The organism is Enterovibrio coralii, assembly GCF_001559595.1.
Taxonomy (GTDB): Bacteria; Pseudomonadota; Gammaproteobacteria; order Enterobacterales; family Vibrionaceae; genus Enterovibrio; species Enterovibrio coralii.
The window spans coordinates 31,984-47,111 of the sequence record NZ_LNTY01000025.1 but is presented as its reverse complement, the minus strand read 5'-3'; the positions used below and the strand labels follow the sequence as shown (position 1 = coordinate 47,111).

The window sequence follows — 15,128 nt, the reverse complement described above, 5'->3', positions numbered from 1 at the left end:
AAGCACGCACTAACACGGAAAAACATAGGGACGCGTTATGGAATGGTACGTTGTTGGACTGGGTATGCTCGGCTTGCTCATGGGGTTTATCATCATCGGGTTGCCGATCCCTTTTGCGCTGGCTGCTGCATCAATCCCCTTTTTGTTGGACATCCTCAGCCTCAAATCGTCATTGGTCACTGTTGAGTTGAAACTCTGGGGCGTGTGGTTTGATTACATCCTACTCGCTGTGCCTTTGTTCGTGTTTCTGGGTGAGCTGATTGGACGTTCATCGATAGGCCCAAATCTTTATTGGTTTATGCACAGCAAATTGCCTGTGCGAGGTGCGGCGGCGTACGGCAGTATCGGTGCCTGTGCGGGATTTGGTGCGGTGTGTGGCTCCAGCATGGTGGGTGCACTAACCATAGGTGGTGTGGCACTGCCCGAAATGCTCAAGCTTGGCTATGGCAAGCGTCTATCCAGCGGTGTATTGGCCGCAGGTGGCACCTTGAGTGTTCTTCTGCCACCGAGTCTGATCCTGCTTTTCTACGGCATTGTGACTGACCAATCTATTGGTGCGCTGTTTATCGCAGGTGTGGTGCCAGGGCTGATTCTTGTCACCATGTTTTTCATCATTGTCGCGGTGTGGGGCAAGGTAAAACCGCAAGATATTCCGGGTCAGGAAAGTATCAACCCGATCCCTTGGCTGGTGGCATTGTCGGCCCTGTTGCCCGTGATCATCATCGGTCTGGTTATCACGATTTCTATCTATGCGGGGATCGCCACACCTACAGAAGCGGCGGGGGTCTCTGCCGTCTTTACCCTCATTCTTGCGTACTTCTTTGGCGGACTGCGCTGGCAAGGTTTGCTTGAGGCTTTGAAATCCACCATGCAGACCATGGGCTACCTTGGCTTGTTGCTCTCTTCCGGTGTGTTGTTCGGGTTTGTGATGACGTATCACCAGATCCCGCAACAGTTCACCCAACTTTTCGTCGACATGCAGCTTTCGCCGTATGCGGTGCTCGCGATGATCGTGGTGTTTTACATTGTGCTGGGCATGTTCTTAGAGCCAGTTTCGATGACCTTTATCACGCTACCGACGCTCTATCCCTTGGTCTCAGCGGCGGGTTTCGACCTGATCTGGTTTGGCGTTGTGTACACCATCACCATGGAAATTGCGGTGCTGACCCCGCCTGTTGGGCTCAACCTTTTTGTGATTCAAAACCTCGCTAAAGACGAGGTTTCAATCGGGGATGTCATCATTGGATGCGTGCCCTTTATTGTCGCGTTAGCGACTCTGTTGCTGCTGTTGGTGGGACTGCCTGACACAGCACTTTGGCTTCCGGAGTTAATGGAATAATAACGATGAATTGTATACGAGTAGGTTCAGGGCCGACGCTGGTATTGGTACATGGCTTTCTCAGCAGCTTGAGCTATTGGGAAAAGCAAATCGAACTGTTTTCGACACGCTTTGATGTCGTGGCGTTTGATTTACCGGGCTATGGCGGCAAAGCGCAAGAAATAGGATTGGATTCCATCGACGGGTTTGCGGACTTCGTGTTGGGTAAGTTGGACGATTTAGGAATAGATTGCTTCCATCTCATGGGGCATTCGATGGGAGGTATGATCGCACAAGAGGTTGCACTTAAAGCCCGAGATCGAGTGAAAGGGTTAGTGCTTTATGCGACTGGGCCAATTGGCAGTTTGCCGGGACGTTTTGAATCGATTGCAGACAGCATCGCGCGCGCAGAGAGTGAAGGTACGGAGCAAGTGGCTCGGGATACCGTTCGAACTTGGTTTTCGGAAGGGGAGGCGGATCCTGATTTTTTACGGGGAATGGAGCTTGCTGAACGCGTATCGACACAGACCTACATCAATGGGCTGCGGGCAATGGGAGGGTGGCGGTCTGTCGAGCGGCTAGACCAAATCAATGCCAAAGCCTTGGTGCTTTGGCCGGATAGCGATCGCTCATACATGTGGGAGCAAACTGAGACGCTTTGGCGAGGGATCAGCGACGCTAACCTTGCGGTGGTTCCTCTGGCGGCACACAACACCCACTTAGAAAAAGCGAACATCTTCAATTTGTTGGTTATCGACTTCCTACAGAGTGAGAAAGTCCAGCAACACCAACTTGTCAGAGACTAACCCAAGCTAAGCGAGTGACATCTACTTATCAGCATTGCTGAGGTGCACTCGCGAGCAAAATTAGAATGAGAAAGGAAAATCATCATGCATCTAGCTCGTTTCCCACGTCTTCGTTTCGCACATCTTCCTACACCTTTGGAGCCGTTAACACGCCTGTCTGAACTGTTGGGAGGGCCGACAATTTGGATCAAGCGCGATGATTGCACAGGGCTCGCCGGTGGCGGCAACAAAACCCGAAAATTGGAGTTTTTGATGGCAGACGCGTTGGAGAAAGGCGCAGATACCATCATCACCCAAGGGCAACGCAGACTAATCACGGTCGCCAAACAGCCGCGATTGCCACCAAGTTGGGGTTGGAATGTCATATTTTGTTGGAGGACAGAACAGCATCAACAGACCCTGATTACGTTCACAATGGCAATGTTATGCTTGATCAACTCTTTGGCGCATCACTCACGACACACCCTGGTGGGTCAGACATGAATGCTGCGATGGCAAAACTGGCGGATGAGCTAAGGGAGAAAGGCAGCAAGCCATACATCATTCCCGGTGGCGGCTCAAATGCCATTGGAGCTTTGGGTTATGCAAACTGCGCGCTGGAGCTTGTAAATCAAGCCAATGACCAAGGACTACAGATAGACCATCTAGTGACAGCTACTGGCTCGGCTGGCACACAAGCTGGCTTGGTGACAGGACTGTGCGCGACTAACAGCCAGATCCCTTTGCTTGGTATTGGAGTTCGTGTGCCTAAGCAGCAGCAAGAAGACAACGTGTTCGCGCTGGCGGAAAAAACCTGTGAGTTACTGGGTATTCCCGATGCCGTGAAACGCGACGATGTTGTCGCTAACTGCGATTTTGTTGGCGAGGGCTATGGCATTCCTGCGGAGAGCACTATAGAAGCGATAAATCTGTTCGCTCGCTATGAAGGCATCTTGCTTGACCCAGTGTATTCAGGAAAAGGTGCTGCAGGCCTTATCGCCTTGGTACGCAATGGTACCTTCAAAAAAGGTGAGAATATCGTGTTCTTGCATACCGGAGGGGCGCAAGCCTTGTCTGGGTATCGAGGAGCGTTTGGTTTTTAAGTCAGCATTGATGAACGGAGCATCTCATTGAACGTCTAATTATAAGGCTTGCTGCTGAAATGAGCAGTTAGCTCTTCAATTGAAATGAATTGCAAATCCAACTCTCAATATGCATTTGAAACTCCCGCCTACCACATAACTGACAAAGCTATCTATGTGTTGATGACCTTGAGTTACATTAACCCCATATAATTGCGATCTAATTCTTAAAGTTATATCTGTAAATTGATTTGAATTTCAAAAGTAAGCGACAGATATATTGCTTGTGCGCAGTGTTGTTTGGCTATCATGTTATTAACAATTAATTCACGTTTGCTTGATAAGTTTATAAATGAGAACTTTGTCGAATTGGGTGCCTGAGATACTTAACACTGCCTAAGTAACTAGATATTCTTCTCACAACATAAATATAAAAGTATACGTGAGTTGAGCTAATGACAATTCCACCGATTGGTGAGTGGAATCTGATCATATATAACCATGAGCGAGGCAGGTATTTCCACGAGCATAGAATGGAAATGCTTGGCATGCTTTTGAAAATATGTATGTCGGATTCATCCAGACGCAACATATCTATTAAATCATTCTACAACTGGATGAAGCCAGCGGTATATCATGACCAAATCCTTCTTATTAAAACGAGAATGATAAAGGAAGATAATGGCTATGTAACCTGGGCTTGGGTCGATGACAATACGTTAGATAAATATCTAACCGAAAGTAGATTTACTCTCCACCCTTCTGATTGGAATGAAGGGCCACATCTTATTATTATGGACTTTTGTGTAAATGGCCCAAGTTATGAAGCCATTAGAATGCTATATGACATTCGTGAAAGTTTATTATCTTCTGGCGTACATTCAATCAATGTTTGTGTGCGCGATGAATTGGGTGAAATTATTAAAGTAAAAAGGTGGGAAAGTGAAAAGAACGCTTGATACATTTTCTCAGCCTAATAAAGAAAATACAGGCCTATTTGGTAAAGAGTTATCGGAATATAATTTTGTTCCTTTCGATTGTGTGAAGTTGAAAAATACAGAGTTAATCTGGTACAACAAGGATATTGTGAGATCTTTGGGATATCCTTGTGATGAGACGACAGAACAAAAAATTCTGGATAATTTTTCTTATGTCACACCGGATTATGAAAATTCAGAAAAATTAGATCTTTCTGATAGAAAGGTATTTCTGGCTGATAGATACGGGTCTCCTGCAGAAGAAGCCAATGGCGGAAGTGCAAGATGTGGTATCAATGGTCATTTTCAAATCAAAGGAAATGGACGAAACCCCTTAGTCGCAGTGAATGTGGACTATGGGCATTCTCATGGAAAAGTCTGCCTCACTGAAGCGGTTGCGGAGGCGATATGGGGCGAGATTTGTCATTTTGAATTACCCTATGGTGCAGTGCGTACTCTTGCAATCATCAAAACGAATGGCTCTATCCTATCTGACTATGGGTTAGGTGACATGGTCGAGCAACCGACAGCGCTAATTATTAGAGAGCTAGCCGTTAGGCCTGCACACTATGAAAGAGCGACATACTTCTGGCCAGCGTCTGAGTTTAAATACTTAAGGGACAGTGACCATTTCTACGTCAAAGATTCGACGTTGAAGTTGGATGCCTATTGTGAAGACAAGTTTAAGGGCGAAAAAAATCCAATATTCAGTTATCTCCTAGATGCAGTAACTAGAATGGGGCATCAAATTGCTATTTCGAGAGTAAAAGGTATCCCACATGGATCCTTGACGAGCTCAAATATAGGGATGGACGGAGCCTTTCTAGATTTTGGAACAATTACCGCTGTTCCTGATTATGACAACTTTGTTCTAACTGAAGGTCTTGGTGGTGTATGGGATGACCACTTTCCGATTTCTCGCTGGCTACAAAATTTATTTTTCTACATCAATAAGTACAGTTGTTATGGTCTTAATGAAGAAGAAAAGAAAGCACTAATTAGTAAATTTCTTTCTATAAGAGAGGAATATGAAGATCTAGAAACTGCGAAGCAATGTGGTTTGTCTGGTGATGACATTTATCTTAAAGAAGTTGGAAAAAAGATAAAGGAAAAACTTCGCGAAAATAAAACGCAACGTAAAGCTCTTTATGGAATAGTGAGAGAGGACTTCATATCCGAGTTAAACTCTGTTCTTTCATCACTAAAGATAGAAAAATCGAATATAGATTTTAATCTAAGAGATATCTTTTACAACAAATATACATTAACAGTGGATAAACGTGTTGCTGGGTTTGGTGGAAGTAACACAGATATCAATGAAATGATTAGCAGCTACGTCTCGAAGTATTGGGACTAACACTCTTTTAGTATTTAAAATTCAAAGGTACATTAAATGGATACCTGGTCTATTATCTTATCTATACCTTTTGCAATTACATTAATATCAAGTCTGATACTATTCTTGATCTTTGTGGTCAAATGGAAACCTCATGTTGCCGATGCTGATATGCCATCTGTTTCGGTATTTGTTCCATTCTACAATGAAGACTCAGACTTAATTATCAAGTCATTAAACAAAATAGATGACCAGATATATCCAGAAAAAATTCAAGTTATCATTATTGATGATGGCTCAACAAACAATGCCCCTGCTGCTGTACAACGCTGGCTAACCTACGAGCGAAAACATGAATATGTTTTCGTACAGCGTGAAAAAAATGGCGGTAGAAAAGGCATTGCACTGGATTATGTTCTTGAGAAGGATATTGCTCGAGGTGACGTATATATCGTGGTTGATAGTGATACTTTCATTGAAAAAGATGGTGTTTATGAATTGGCGTCGAAGATGTGGAGTGATCCAAGGTATGCGGCGGTATGTGGTTACATCGTCCCTGAAAACTACCAAGGTTCTCTGATTGGTCGCTCCCAGTACTATGAGCATATTGGTGTCTACGGAGCGTTTCGCGCAGCCCAAGATCAACTTGGTATCGTGCCAGTATTGGCTGGCGCATTTGTAGCTCACCGTGCAGAAGTGGTTAAAGAACTTGGTGGCTGGAGTGAGTGGCTCGTTGAAGATATCTCGTGGTGTTGGAAAGCGATAGCGAACAATTACCGTACCGGATACGCTGCAAGCGCGATGGCGACTACACAATGCCCCATTAATAGAAAAGATCTCTTCAAACAAAGAAGAAGATGGGCACGAGGGCGTGTAGAAGCTTATCTGGAGACTTGGAAAGTTTCTAAGAAAATGGGATTTCTATCATCGCCATGGTTTTTAATGAATGCACTGCAATATTGCATTCCGCCAATGATTATTGCAGTCCCTTTAATGATCTACTTCTCTCTTTGGTTACCGCTAAGCATCATTGGTATCAACCTAATTGTTGACATTATCTTTATGTCGATCTTCATAAGAAAGAGTGGGAATAGGGCGAAAATAAACATCAGAGATGTATTGAATATTCCATTTTTCTTCTCTCTTTTAGAAGTAATAACCTGGTTGCCAAATATTCTGGGATACGTGGATGAGTTGTCTGGTAAAGACAAAAGTTGGCTAACGAGATAGCTTATCTAAGTATAGGTTTGTAGTAATCAAACCAAAATGGTCAGCGCATTTCAGCTGTGATTAATTATAAGGAAATTGTTATGTTTGAACTAAATGAAAAAGAACTGAAAATGGTATCTGGTGCGTGTGAAGGTAGCGAGTGCTCTTGCGGTCCAAGCGAAGAGCCAACTACTCCACCAAATGAAAATGGCGAATACCGTCGCTAAGAAAATGAAAGGAAGTGCATGTGCACTTCCTTTTATCAAATGCCATGCTTTAAATGATAGAAAATAGGTCTGCGGAAATGGATTTTACACACTTAGAAAACGCATCAGACGGTAAGAAATACTTCAATGTAAATTGGGGTTTGACGAATAAATGCAACTATGAATGTAGCTATTGCCATCCAGATCTGAGAGATGGGAGTATCAAACCTGCAAACTATGACGATATATCAAGGTTTGTCGATGATGTGTTTTTATATTGTGAGCAGAAAGGTGTAAAACCCTATTTTGAGTTTGGCGGTGGTGAGGTAACACTTTTTCGTTGGTTTGGTGAGCTTATTTGGAAGATAAAAAATCAAGGTGGATTGGTTTCCATTATCTCAAATGTTCTCGCCCTGTTCATTGGTGGGAAAGCAATATAGGCGCACTTCATGGTGCATTTATTAGCTATCATTCTGAGTTTGTAAAAGACAAAGAACATTTCAAGAACGTGGCTAGAATTGTTCATGAATCTCAAACAACACGACTCCAGATCAACGTAATGATGAATCCAAGTCGATTTGACGAGTGTTATGAATTCGCAAAAGAGTTAAAGGAAGAGCTCAATTGCATTATCGCGCTTCAGCCGCTTTACCACGGTTTTGGTAAGGGTGGCCTGACAAAACGTTTTGACTATACCGAAGCACAAGACCGCATCATGAAGGAATTTCGAGGCGGGAAATGCGAGAAGAAACTTCCTGAACCAAGAGGCTTGGTTTCTGTGTTGACAACTGAAGGTGAAGAAGAAGTTAGAAGTAGCTTTGACTTGGTTGTAGAACAGAAAACGAACTTTGTTGGATGGGAGTGTGGCGGTGGTATAGAGAACATCATCATTACCTTTGAAGGTGAGATATATCGTTCTTGGTGTATGCAAGAAGGTCCTATTGGCTCTATCTATGACACGTCTTTGAATCTACCTAAAGACCCGACGATATGTCATACACCCATCTGTCAATGTAGTGCAGATATCTGTTCCACAAAAACAAAAGTTGTTGATGAGAGGAATATTATCTTCAAGGCATCCGCTTAAGGTGATATCGCAACTGTATGTCAGAAAATAGAGATATTTTTAGAAAAGAATATGTAGAGTCACGACTAAATACTGCTCCTGGCAGTATTTTGATTGCATCTAGTATAAACCAGCGTATCGCTGCCTATGCTAGTGTTCTCATCATAATAATGATTGTATGTTTTTTATATTTTGGTGAGTACACAAAAAAAGCATTCTTGGAAGGTATGGTTATGCCTTCCAGTGGGCTTATTAAAATTCGTGCTCCATCGAGTGGGTTTATCGAAGATTTAGTGGTTAATGAAGGGCAAACGGTTGAATCAGGTAAACCGCTTTACTTGATTAATAGTGAAAGGTTCGACATTTCAGGAACGGGCGTTCAATCAGCATTATTAAAGTCCCTCTCTCAACAATACCAGATGTTAGAAAGTCAACTCGATTATGAGTTGAAAATGAGTTCTATTAAGATAGAGGAACTCAATGGTGAAGTTGAGAAACTCGAAAGCGAAATTCGAAGCGCGGAAAAATCACTTGAGCTTGCAAAGCAGAAGACAGAACTAAAGCAGAGAACCACAGAGCGATATTCTAAGCTTGCAAGTGAAAAATATGTATCAGAAATATCTTATCAAAACGAACTCATTGATTTGGTCTCACTTTTGTCTGACGAAGAATCTTTTAGCTCAAGAGTCTCAAGCTTAGAAAAGCAATTACAAGTTGTTAATCACCAAAAAGACTATTGGACAATACAAAAAGACGTTCGTGAGAAAGAACTAGTACGCCAACTTCAGGCATTAGAGCAACAAGAAATTGAATTATCAGCGATAGGCACGACAACCATTAATGCACCAGTGTCTGGCATTATTTCCGCGGTTGTGGTCGAGCAAGGCCAGGCAATTACAGCGGGTGATACTGTTGTGTCAATTATTCCAGACATGTCTGATTTTTTAGTCGACCTCTATGCCCCCAGTCGAGATATTGGGTTTATCACGGAAGGACAGGAAGTCGGCTTAAGATTTGCTGCTTTTCCGTTTGAAAAATTTGGTATTCAAAAAGGGAAGGTAGTTCAAATTTCCCAGTCAGCTCTATTGCCGAGCGACATTGAACTGTCAGGGCAAATCCCTAAAGATATTGGCGAAGCACTTTATCGAGTGACCGTAGAATTAGAAAAACAAACGGTGACCGCGTACGGAAGAGAAGAGCCTCTTCGAGTTGGAATGGCTGTATCTGCTGATATTCGCGTAGAGAAAAGGCATTTGTATGAGTGGCTGCTCGGCCCGATCCAAAGAATTCGAGAAAAAGTGCAATGAACGTAGTTGAGACACTGAATTTCGGATGGAGCAAAAAACTCCGTCTAGTGAGGCAAACTGAAGCCGCTGAATGTGGTATTGCCTGTTTGGCTATGATTGCCGATTGGCATGGCTTTAAGATGTCATTGCAACAGCTACGCAGTCAGTGTGATGTGTCAGTGCACGGTGTAACCTTGGCACGACTGGTGGAGTGCGCCAATGAACTGCATCTAGGCGCACGTGCACTACACGCCGACATCAGTGAACTAAAGCACCTAGCGACACCATGTGTCCTGCATTGGGACATGAACCACTTTGTTGTCCTCAACAAGGTAAATCGCAATAGTGTCGAGATTTATGATCCGGCGACAGGTGTGAAAACCTTACCGCTGAGTAAAGTCAGCGATCATTACACCGGTGTGGCACTTGAGCTGTCTCCTAATCATAAATTCGTTAAAAAAGACATTCGTGACAAAATTCGACTGAAAGATTTGATTGGGAAAACCATCGGATTTAAGTCGTCTCTTCTTCGTATTTTCCTCTTTGCCTGCGTGTTAGAGCTTCTCATGTTGATTGGCCCTTTGATAAACCAACTGGTTATCGATGAGGTGCTCGTTGGGTTGGATATAAGCCTATTAACGCTGATCATATTTGCGATGCTCATTGTCGCGTTTATGGAAGCGATGGTTGGATTGGCGAGGGATTGGTGCTCGATATACCTTGCCGTTAACTTCAACATGCAGTGGACGGCAAATGTCTTTAATCACCTCGTTCGCTTGCCTATCGATTGGTTTCACAAGCGCGCGATAGGTGATATCAGTGCCAAGTTTGACTCCGTCAATGTGATTCAATCCATGATAACCAACAATATCATTCAGGCGATTTTGGACGCCATATTGGTGGTTGTTACCCTCGTTGTCATGCTGATCTATAGCCCGGCATTGACCTCCGTCAGTGTAATCACCGCAGCGATATACGCTTTGTTGAGAGTGACCTGGTTTGATGCCTTTAGAAAGGCGGAGGAAAACACGTGGGAGGCCAGTACCCGCGAGCAAAGCCACTTCTTAGAGACTGTACAGGGGATGACCAGCCTTCGCATTAACGGCAGCATCATGTGGCGCGAGAACACGTGGCGAAACCTCAACGTTAATCGTCGAAATGCTCAGTTGCACGAAAACAAACTGGCAATGATTTACGGCCTATTAAACAAATCCTTGATCAGTATTTCCTCGGTGACTGTGCTTTGGCTTGGCGCGAATGCGGTGCTAGCAGGTACATTTTCCATCGGTATGTTTATCGCGTTCACTACTTTCCAGCTTAGGTTTTCAACCAGCATCAGTTCGCTCATCGACAAAGTGTTCGAGTACCGAATGCTGAGTGTCTACAACGAAAGGTTGGCTGATATTGTCCTCACTAAGAAAGAGCCGTCTTTTGATCGCGAAGGCATCAAACTCACGGTTAATGAAATGGCTAAATCGATTTCGTCAGAAGAGGAGGATTTAGGCGCCGTTGTTGAAGTGGAAAAAGTGAGTTTTGGGTACTCTCGATCTGAAAAGAAAATTTTGGACAGCGTTAGCTTCTCAATTGGTTCTGATGAAGTCGTCGCCCTCGTCGGAAAATCTGGGGGAGGCAAAACCACGCTGGCGAAACTTCTGCTTGGTCTCTATAAACCGAATAAAGGCACCATCCGGTTATTTGGCGAGGATATCGCGAAAGGGGATATGGCAGAGATAAGAAAGAAAGTCGGCACCGTTTTCCAAGACGATCAGGTGTTCAATGGTTCGATTCTTGAAAACATCTCTTTCTTCAGTCAGCAGGTCGATTTAGAACATGCTGTTAGGTGTGCTCAGCTTGCCAACATTCACACCGACATCATGGATTTGGCGATGGGGTACCAAACGCTTGTTGGTGAGATGGGCGGCTCCCTATCAGGTGGTCAAAAGCAGCGTTTATTGCTGGCTAGGGCCCTCTATAAAAATCCAAAGTTGCTAATTTTGGACGAGGCAACCAGTCATTTAGACGTGACCAATGAACGGGAAATTAGCAAGACCTTAAGAGAGCTGGGTATCCCAATCCTGCAAATTGCGCACCGCCCAGAAACCATTGCTGCGGCAGATCGGGTGATAAGCCTTGAAGGTGGTCGGATTGTGAAAGATGTTCCAGAGCCAGTCTAGATTAGTTGAATGTTCACGTTGAAAAACAGCCATCGTTGATGGCTGTTGTCGATCAGAAGTGATGATTACCGCTATGGTCACAGCCAAAGAATGACCAATCACTGACTTCCCAACCATGTCCCCAATGCCCGTCAAACGCAACGGCTGTACCAATCAATCCAAAGCCAATCAAAGCAACAATCAATAGTTTTTTCATAAGGTTAGTTCCTTCTTGCTCGAATGCGCTCAGTATCGCTATTTGTGATGAGATTTGAAGGCGATTTACCCTCCTTTACACAAACTGTGGCTATCTATACAAACCACTCGGCTCGTATTTGTGGCCGATAATCTCACTGAGTCAGGTAGGTCTTTGTCGCATCAGTTCCTCGTTTCTGTTCTCCAATGAAGAACAATCAATTCCGCTATTTACTGTTTTTCCCTCCTCAATGAACACTTATTGTTACCCCATCGAAACGGAATGGCATGGGAGGCCTCGATGGGATTACTGGTAGACGGTGTTTGGCGCACCGATTGGTATGACACCAGCAAAACAAACGGACGCTTTACCCGAAAAGCGCCGAGCTTTCGAAGCTGGATCACGAAAGATGGTTCGGCGGGGTCAACAGGCGAAGGCGGCTTTAAAGCAGAGCCGGGTCGTTATCACCTGTATGTTTCACTGGCTTGTCCTTGGGCGCATCGAACCCTGATTTTCAGAAAACTGAAAGGGCTGGAAGCGATGATTTCCATTTCGGTGGTCAATGGCTTTATGGGTGATGACGGATGGACCTTCCTGCCGGGTGATGATGTGGTCGAAGACGCGATTAATGGCGCTACCTATTTGCACCAGGTGTATACGAGCGCATTACCGGATTACACCGGTCGTGTCACGGTGCCAGTGCTTTGGGATAAGAAGACCGGAACCATAGTGAGCAATGAGTCTTCAGAAATCATTCGCATGCTCAACAGTGCGTTTGATGACATCGGCGCGCTTCCGGGTGATTACTACCCAGAAGCATTGCGGGAAGCCATCGATGAGATGAACGATTTTGTCTACCCGAACATTAATAACGGTGTGTATCGCGCTGGGTTTGCGACCACGCAGGAGGCTTACGATGAAGCAGTGGAAGACGTATTCAGTGCGCTGGAAAAACTGGAAGCGCATCTGGCGACCAATCGCTACCTCGTGGGTGGGAAGGTTACTGAAGCAGATTGGCGTTTGTTCACCACACTTATCCGATTCGATGCTGTTTATGTCGGACACTTCAAGTGCAGCCGTCGTCGCATCAGCGAATACCCAAACCTGTCAGGCTACCTTCGTGAGCTCTATCAGTTCGCGGGTGTCGCAGAGACAGTAAATATCGACCACATCAAGCGCACTATTACGCCAGTCATGAAACGGTCAACCCAACCCGCATTGTGCCGATTGGCCCGGCGTTGGATTTCGATGCACCGCACGGACGTGAAAAAGTCGGCGCTGCGCAGTAAGGAGGTTAGTGATGGGCAAGTTAATTGAAGGCCGTTGGCTCACCGATGACCAACTGCGTGAGTGGGAAGAGAAACAGTATTCAGACGCAAATGGACGTTTCGTTCGCGGCGTTGCCAAGTTCCGCAATTGGGTCACCGCAACGGGAGAAGCCGGGCCAAGTGGTGAAGCAGGTTTTAAAGCCGAAGCGGGTCGTTATCACTTGTTTGCTGCACTGAACTGTCCTTGGGCGCATCGCACCCTGATTTACCGCAAGGTCAAAGGACTCGAAAACGTGGTGGGTTTGTCGTTGGTGGCACCGCTTCGCACCGAGCAAGGTTGGGTGTTCGATAACACCGATGAACGCTTTACCGACAATTTGCTTGGGCTTGAAGCCATGCACCATCTTTATGTGAAGTCGAATCCTGACTTTACCGGCAGAGTTACTGTTCCCGTGCTTTGGGATAAAAAGACCCAAACCATTGTGAGCAATGAATCGTCGGAAATTATCCGCATGTTTAACAGTGCGTTTAACGAGATTACCGGTGATACACAGGACTTCTATCCGGAAGCGTTGGCTAAAGAGATTGATGACACCAACGACTGGATTTTCAACACGGTGAACAATGGCGTGTATAAGTCCGGTTTTGCCAGAACGCAGGAAGCTTATAACGAGGCAGTGACTGCATTATTCGAATCGCTTGAAGAGATTGAAGTGCGTCTTGGCAAACGAGCGTTCTTGCTGGGTGATGCCATCACCGAAGCAGACTGGCGATTGCTACCGACATTGGTGCGGTTTGATGTGGGTTATTTCACCGCCTTCAAGTGCAACCTGAAAGCACTGCGGGATTACCCGAATATCTCAGCGTATTTGAAAACACTGGTACAGCAGCCTGGCGTGAAAGACACCATAGATTTGGATGTTTATCGCCGTGGCTATAACTCGAAAAGCCCACTTAGAAATCCGCTCGGCATTGTGCCCGTTGCGCCATACGTGAGCTTTCTAGATTAAACAAACAGCAATCAACGCAAGGAGGATCCAGTATGTTGTTCTCAACCAAAAATAAAGAAAGACGCTTTAACGCGGCAACAGAAATGTCTGCGTTGGTCAATGACGAAATGCAGCGCGACAGCGCATTCCACCCAAACCTTGGTGGCGTCACCAAAGGCGGTATGTCGAACCATTACCCAATGACAATTATGTCGCTTCAGGGATTAGGTGCGACCGATGATGAAATCAAAGCATTCCGCAGCAGCTGGCCACGTTACCGTGCACGTATTGAAGAAGATCTTCACCTGCGCGATACCGGTGTCGTGACCGAAGAGAATTGGACGGAATACCTGGGTAAAGCGGAATACCTTGCCGATTTCCAACGCCTTTTCTTCGAAGGGCAGGAAGCAGCGAACGACCAAACGGCGTATCTGATGGGCGTACTTGAAAAGCTGCAATACGCGTTACCGATGGGTCTGTTTCATCCGGTGATCCGTTTGAGCTTTGCCATTATGCATGGCGACAAAGGCTTGATTGCCGATGCCTTAGCGTACTGGGCGATCCGCTTTGAAGATATGTACAAGCGCATGTTGCCGCCGCGCATTCATATGTCTGCACAGTCTATTACTGCAGAAGCGCAATGGCTGAAAGTGCATGCTGCCAAACCTGAAATCACCCGTTTCGGTGGTAGTTTGCAAATCTGCGAGATGCTGTGCTCAGATACCGTACTTCATGATATTTCGGTAGCAGATGAGTTCTTTATTACGGAAGAAAATATCGAGCTCAAGATGCGAGAAATTGGCGACAGAGCGATTGGTTTGTACCTTTATGAACCTGCGTTGACCACGCTTCATGCCGTTACAAGCTTTCAGGCGCTGACAGACATCACCATGCGTGTACTGGCAGAAGGGAATGGTTATCGTCCTTTGCTGGCTGAACTTTGGCAACGTTATTGGATATGGTTAACGGGTCTTTACATCGAGAAAGGTTACCCGAAAACCCTGCCGACCTTGGATGAAGATGCACTGGTCTACGTGAATGCCATTGACTGGGAAGACATTGCCAGTGGTATTCGAAAGGTACCGGAAGTGCATGCCATCAAAATGGTCTTCAGCTGTAAGTGGCTTTACGAGTACCTAGATGCCAACCCTTTCTACAAAGCAGCGGCGATAAACGTGCTGGCAGAGCACGCGAATGTGAGACCAGTAAAGTTGGATAGGTAATGGGGAAGTCAAAAAAAGCGGGCTGTGCCCGCTT

General features: G+C 45.3%; 13 protein-coding genes and 2 pseudogenes. 14 read left to right on the top strand and 1 reads right to left on the bottom strand.

Annotation, left to right across the window (positions count from 1 at the left end):
- Window positions 1-37 precede the first annotated feature (37 nt).
- The 11 genes and pseudogenes from ATN88_RS07310 to ATN88_RS07270 all read left to right on the top strand — a co-directional run bounded on the left by ATN88_RS07310 (window position 38) and on the right by ATN88_RS07270 (window position 11,439).
- The gene (locus ATN88_RS07310; protein ID WP_067413514.1) at window positions 38-1,339 is read left to right on the top strand and encodes a TRAP transporter large permease; all 1,302 of its coding nucleotides are present in this window, start codon (window positions 38-40) and stop codon (window positions 1,337-1,339) included.
- A 5-nt stretch (window positions 1,340-1,344) separates the two neighbouring features.
- A complete protein-coding gene (locus ATN88_RS07305; RefSeq protein WP_067413511.1) occupies window positions 1,345-2,124 on the top strand; it encodes an alpha/beta fold hydrolase in 780 nt (259 codons plus the stop codon).
- Between the two features lie 84 nt (window positions 2,125-2,208).
- Window positions 2,209-3,206 (top strand): annotated as a pseudogene (cuyA, locus tag ATN88_RS07300) (D-cysteate sulfo-lyase).
- A gap of 512 nt (window positions 3,207-3,718) precedes the next feature.
- The gene (locus ATN88_RS07295; protein WP_198158344.1) at window positions 3,719-4,144 is read left to right on the top strand and encodes a toxin-activating lysine-acyltransferase; all 426 of its coding nucleotides are present in this window, start codon (window positions 3,719-3,721) and stop codon (window positions 4,142-4,144) included.
- The gene (locus ATN88_RS07290) at window positions 4,128-5,519 is read left to right on the top strand and encodes a hypothetical protein (RefSeq protein WP_067413504.1); all 1,392 of its coding nucleotides are present in this window, start codon (window positions 4,128-4,130) and stop codon (window positions 5,517-5,519) included. The genes ATN88_RS07295 and ATN88_RS07290 overlap by 17 nt, the downstream gene beginning before the upstream one ends.
- 36 nt (window positions 5,520-5,555) lie before the next feature.
- A complete protein-coding gene (locus ATN88_RS07285; RefSeq protein WP_067413501.1) occupies window positions 5,556-6,728 on the top strand; it encodes a glycosyltransferase in 1,173 nt (390 codons plus the stop codon).
- 80 nt (window positions 6,729-6,808) lie between these two features.
- Window positions 6,809-6,934 (top strand): hypothetical protein, encoded by a 126-nt coding sequence (locus ATN88_RS28180; protein WP_269748110.1) that lies wholly within the window; start codon window positions 6,809-6,811, stop codon window positions 6,932-6,934.
- A 77-nt stretch (window positions 6,935-7,011) separates the two neighbouring features.
- Window positions 7,012-7,353 carry a hypothetical protein gene (locus ATN88_RS26950; RefSeq protein ID WP_232312922.1) on the top strand — a complete coding sequence of 114 codons (342 nt, stop codon included), beginning with the start codon at window positions 7,012-7,014 and terminating at the stop codon, window positions 7,351-7,353.
- The gene (locus ATN88_RS26070; RefSeq protein ID WP_232312920.1) at window positions 7,272-8,000 is read left to right on the top strand and encodes a hypothetical protein; all 729 of its coding nucleotides are present in this window, start codon (window positions 7,272-7,274) and stop codon (window positions 7,998-8,000) included. Before ATN88_RS26950 ends, ATN88_RS26070 begins: the two co-directional genes overlap by 82 nt.
- 17 nt (window positions 8,001-8,017) lie before the next feature.
- A complete protein-coding gene (locus ATN88_RS07275; RefSeq protein WP_067413498.1) occupies window positions 8,018-9,286 on the top strand; it encodes an HlyD family secretion protein in 1,269 nt (422 codons plus the stop codon).
- Entirely contained in the window at window positions 9,283-11,439 is a 2,157-nt protein-coding gene (locus ATN88_RS07270; RefSeq protein ID WP_067413495.1) for a peptidase domain-containing ABC transporter, read from the top strand. The genes ATN88_RS07275 and ATN88_RS07270 overlap by 4 nt, the downstream gene beginning before the upstream one ends.
- Before the next feature lie 52 nt (window positions 11,440-11,491).
- On the opposite strand, the gene ATN88_RS26065 is transcribed toward ATN88_RS07270, so the two are convergent.
- Window positions 11,492-11,635, bottom strand: coding sequence for a hypothetical protein (locus tag ATN88_RS26065; RefSeq protein ID WP_198158343.1), 144 nt, complete (start codon window positions 11,633-11,635; stop codon window positions 11,492-11,494).
- 279 nt (window positions 11,636-11,914) lie between these two features.
- Here ATN88_RS26065 and ATN88_RS07265 point away from each other — a divergent pair.
- From ATN88_RS07265 to ATN88_RS07255, 3 genes and pseudogenes are all read left to right on the top strand, one after another.
- Window positions 11,915-12,903, top strand: a pseudogene (locus ATN88_RS07265) (glutathione S-transferase family protein).
- Between the two features lie 11 nt (window positions 12,904-12,914).
- Complete coding sequence (locus ATN88_RS07260) at window positions 12,915-13,892, top strand: glutathione S-transferase family protein (RefSeq protein ID WP_067413492.1); 978 nt, start codon at window positions 12,915-12,917, stop codon at window positions 13,890-13,892.
- Between the two features lie 32 nt (window positions 13,893-13,924).
- Window positions 13,925-15,094, top strand: coding sequence for a questin oxidase family protein (locus tag ATN88_RS07255; protein ID WP_067413489.1), 1,170 nt, complete (start codon window positions 13,925-13,927; stop codon window positions 15,092-15,094).
- The last annotated feature ends 34 nt before the right edge of the window (window positions 15,095-15,128 follow it).

Excerpts from the sequence above, each read along its gene's own strand:
- ATN88_RS07305 (WP_067413511.1), top strand. The coding sequence starts at position 1,345 with ATGAATTGTATACGAGTAGGTTCAGGGCCGACGCTGGTATTGGTACAT.
- ATN88_RS07310 (WP_067413514.1), top strand. The coding sequence starts at position 38 with ATGGAATGGTACGTTGTTGGACTGGGTATGCTCGGCTTGCTCATGGGG.
- ATN88_RS07260 (WP_067413492.1), top strand. The coding sequence starts at position 12,915 with ATGGGCAAGTTAATTGAAGGCCGTTGGCTCACCGATGACCAACTGCGT.
- ATN88_RS07270 (WP_067413495.1), top strand. The coding sequence starts at position 9,283 with ATGAACGTAGTTGAGACACTGAATTTCGGATGGAGCAAAAAACTCCGT.
- ATN88_RS07295 (WP_198158344.1), top strand. The coding sequence starts at position 3,719 with ATGGAAATGCTTGGCATGCTTTTGAAAATATGTATGTCGGATTCATCC.
- ATN88_RS26950 (WP_232312922.1), top strand. The coding sequence starts at position 7,012 with ATGGATTTTACACACTTAGAAAACGCATCAGACGGTAAGAAATACTTC.
- ATN88_RS07275 (WP_067413498.1), top strand. The coding sequence starts at position 8,018 with ATGTCAGAAAATAGAGATATTTTTAGAAAAGAATATGTAGAGTCACGA.
- ATN88_RS07255 (WP_067413489.1), top strand. The coding sequence starts at position 13,925 with ATGTTGTTCTCAACCAAAAATAAAGAAAGACGCTTTAACGCGGCAACA.
- ATN88_RS28180 (WP_269748110.1), top strand. The coding sequence starts at position 6,809 with ATGTTTGAACTAAATGAAAAAGAACTGAAAATGGTATCTGGTGCGTGT.
- ATN88_RS07285 (WP_067413501.1), top strand. The coding sequence starts at position 5,556 with ATGGATACCTGGTCTATTATCTTATCTATACCTTTTGCAATTACATTA.
- ATN88_RS26065 (WP_198158343.1), bottom strand. The coding sequence starts at position 11,635 with ATGAAAAAACTATTGATTGTTGCTTTGATTGGCTTTGGATTGATTGGT.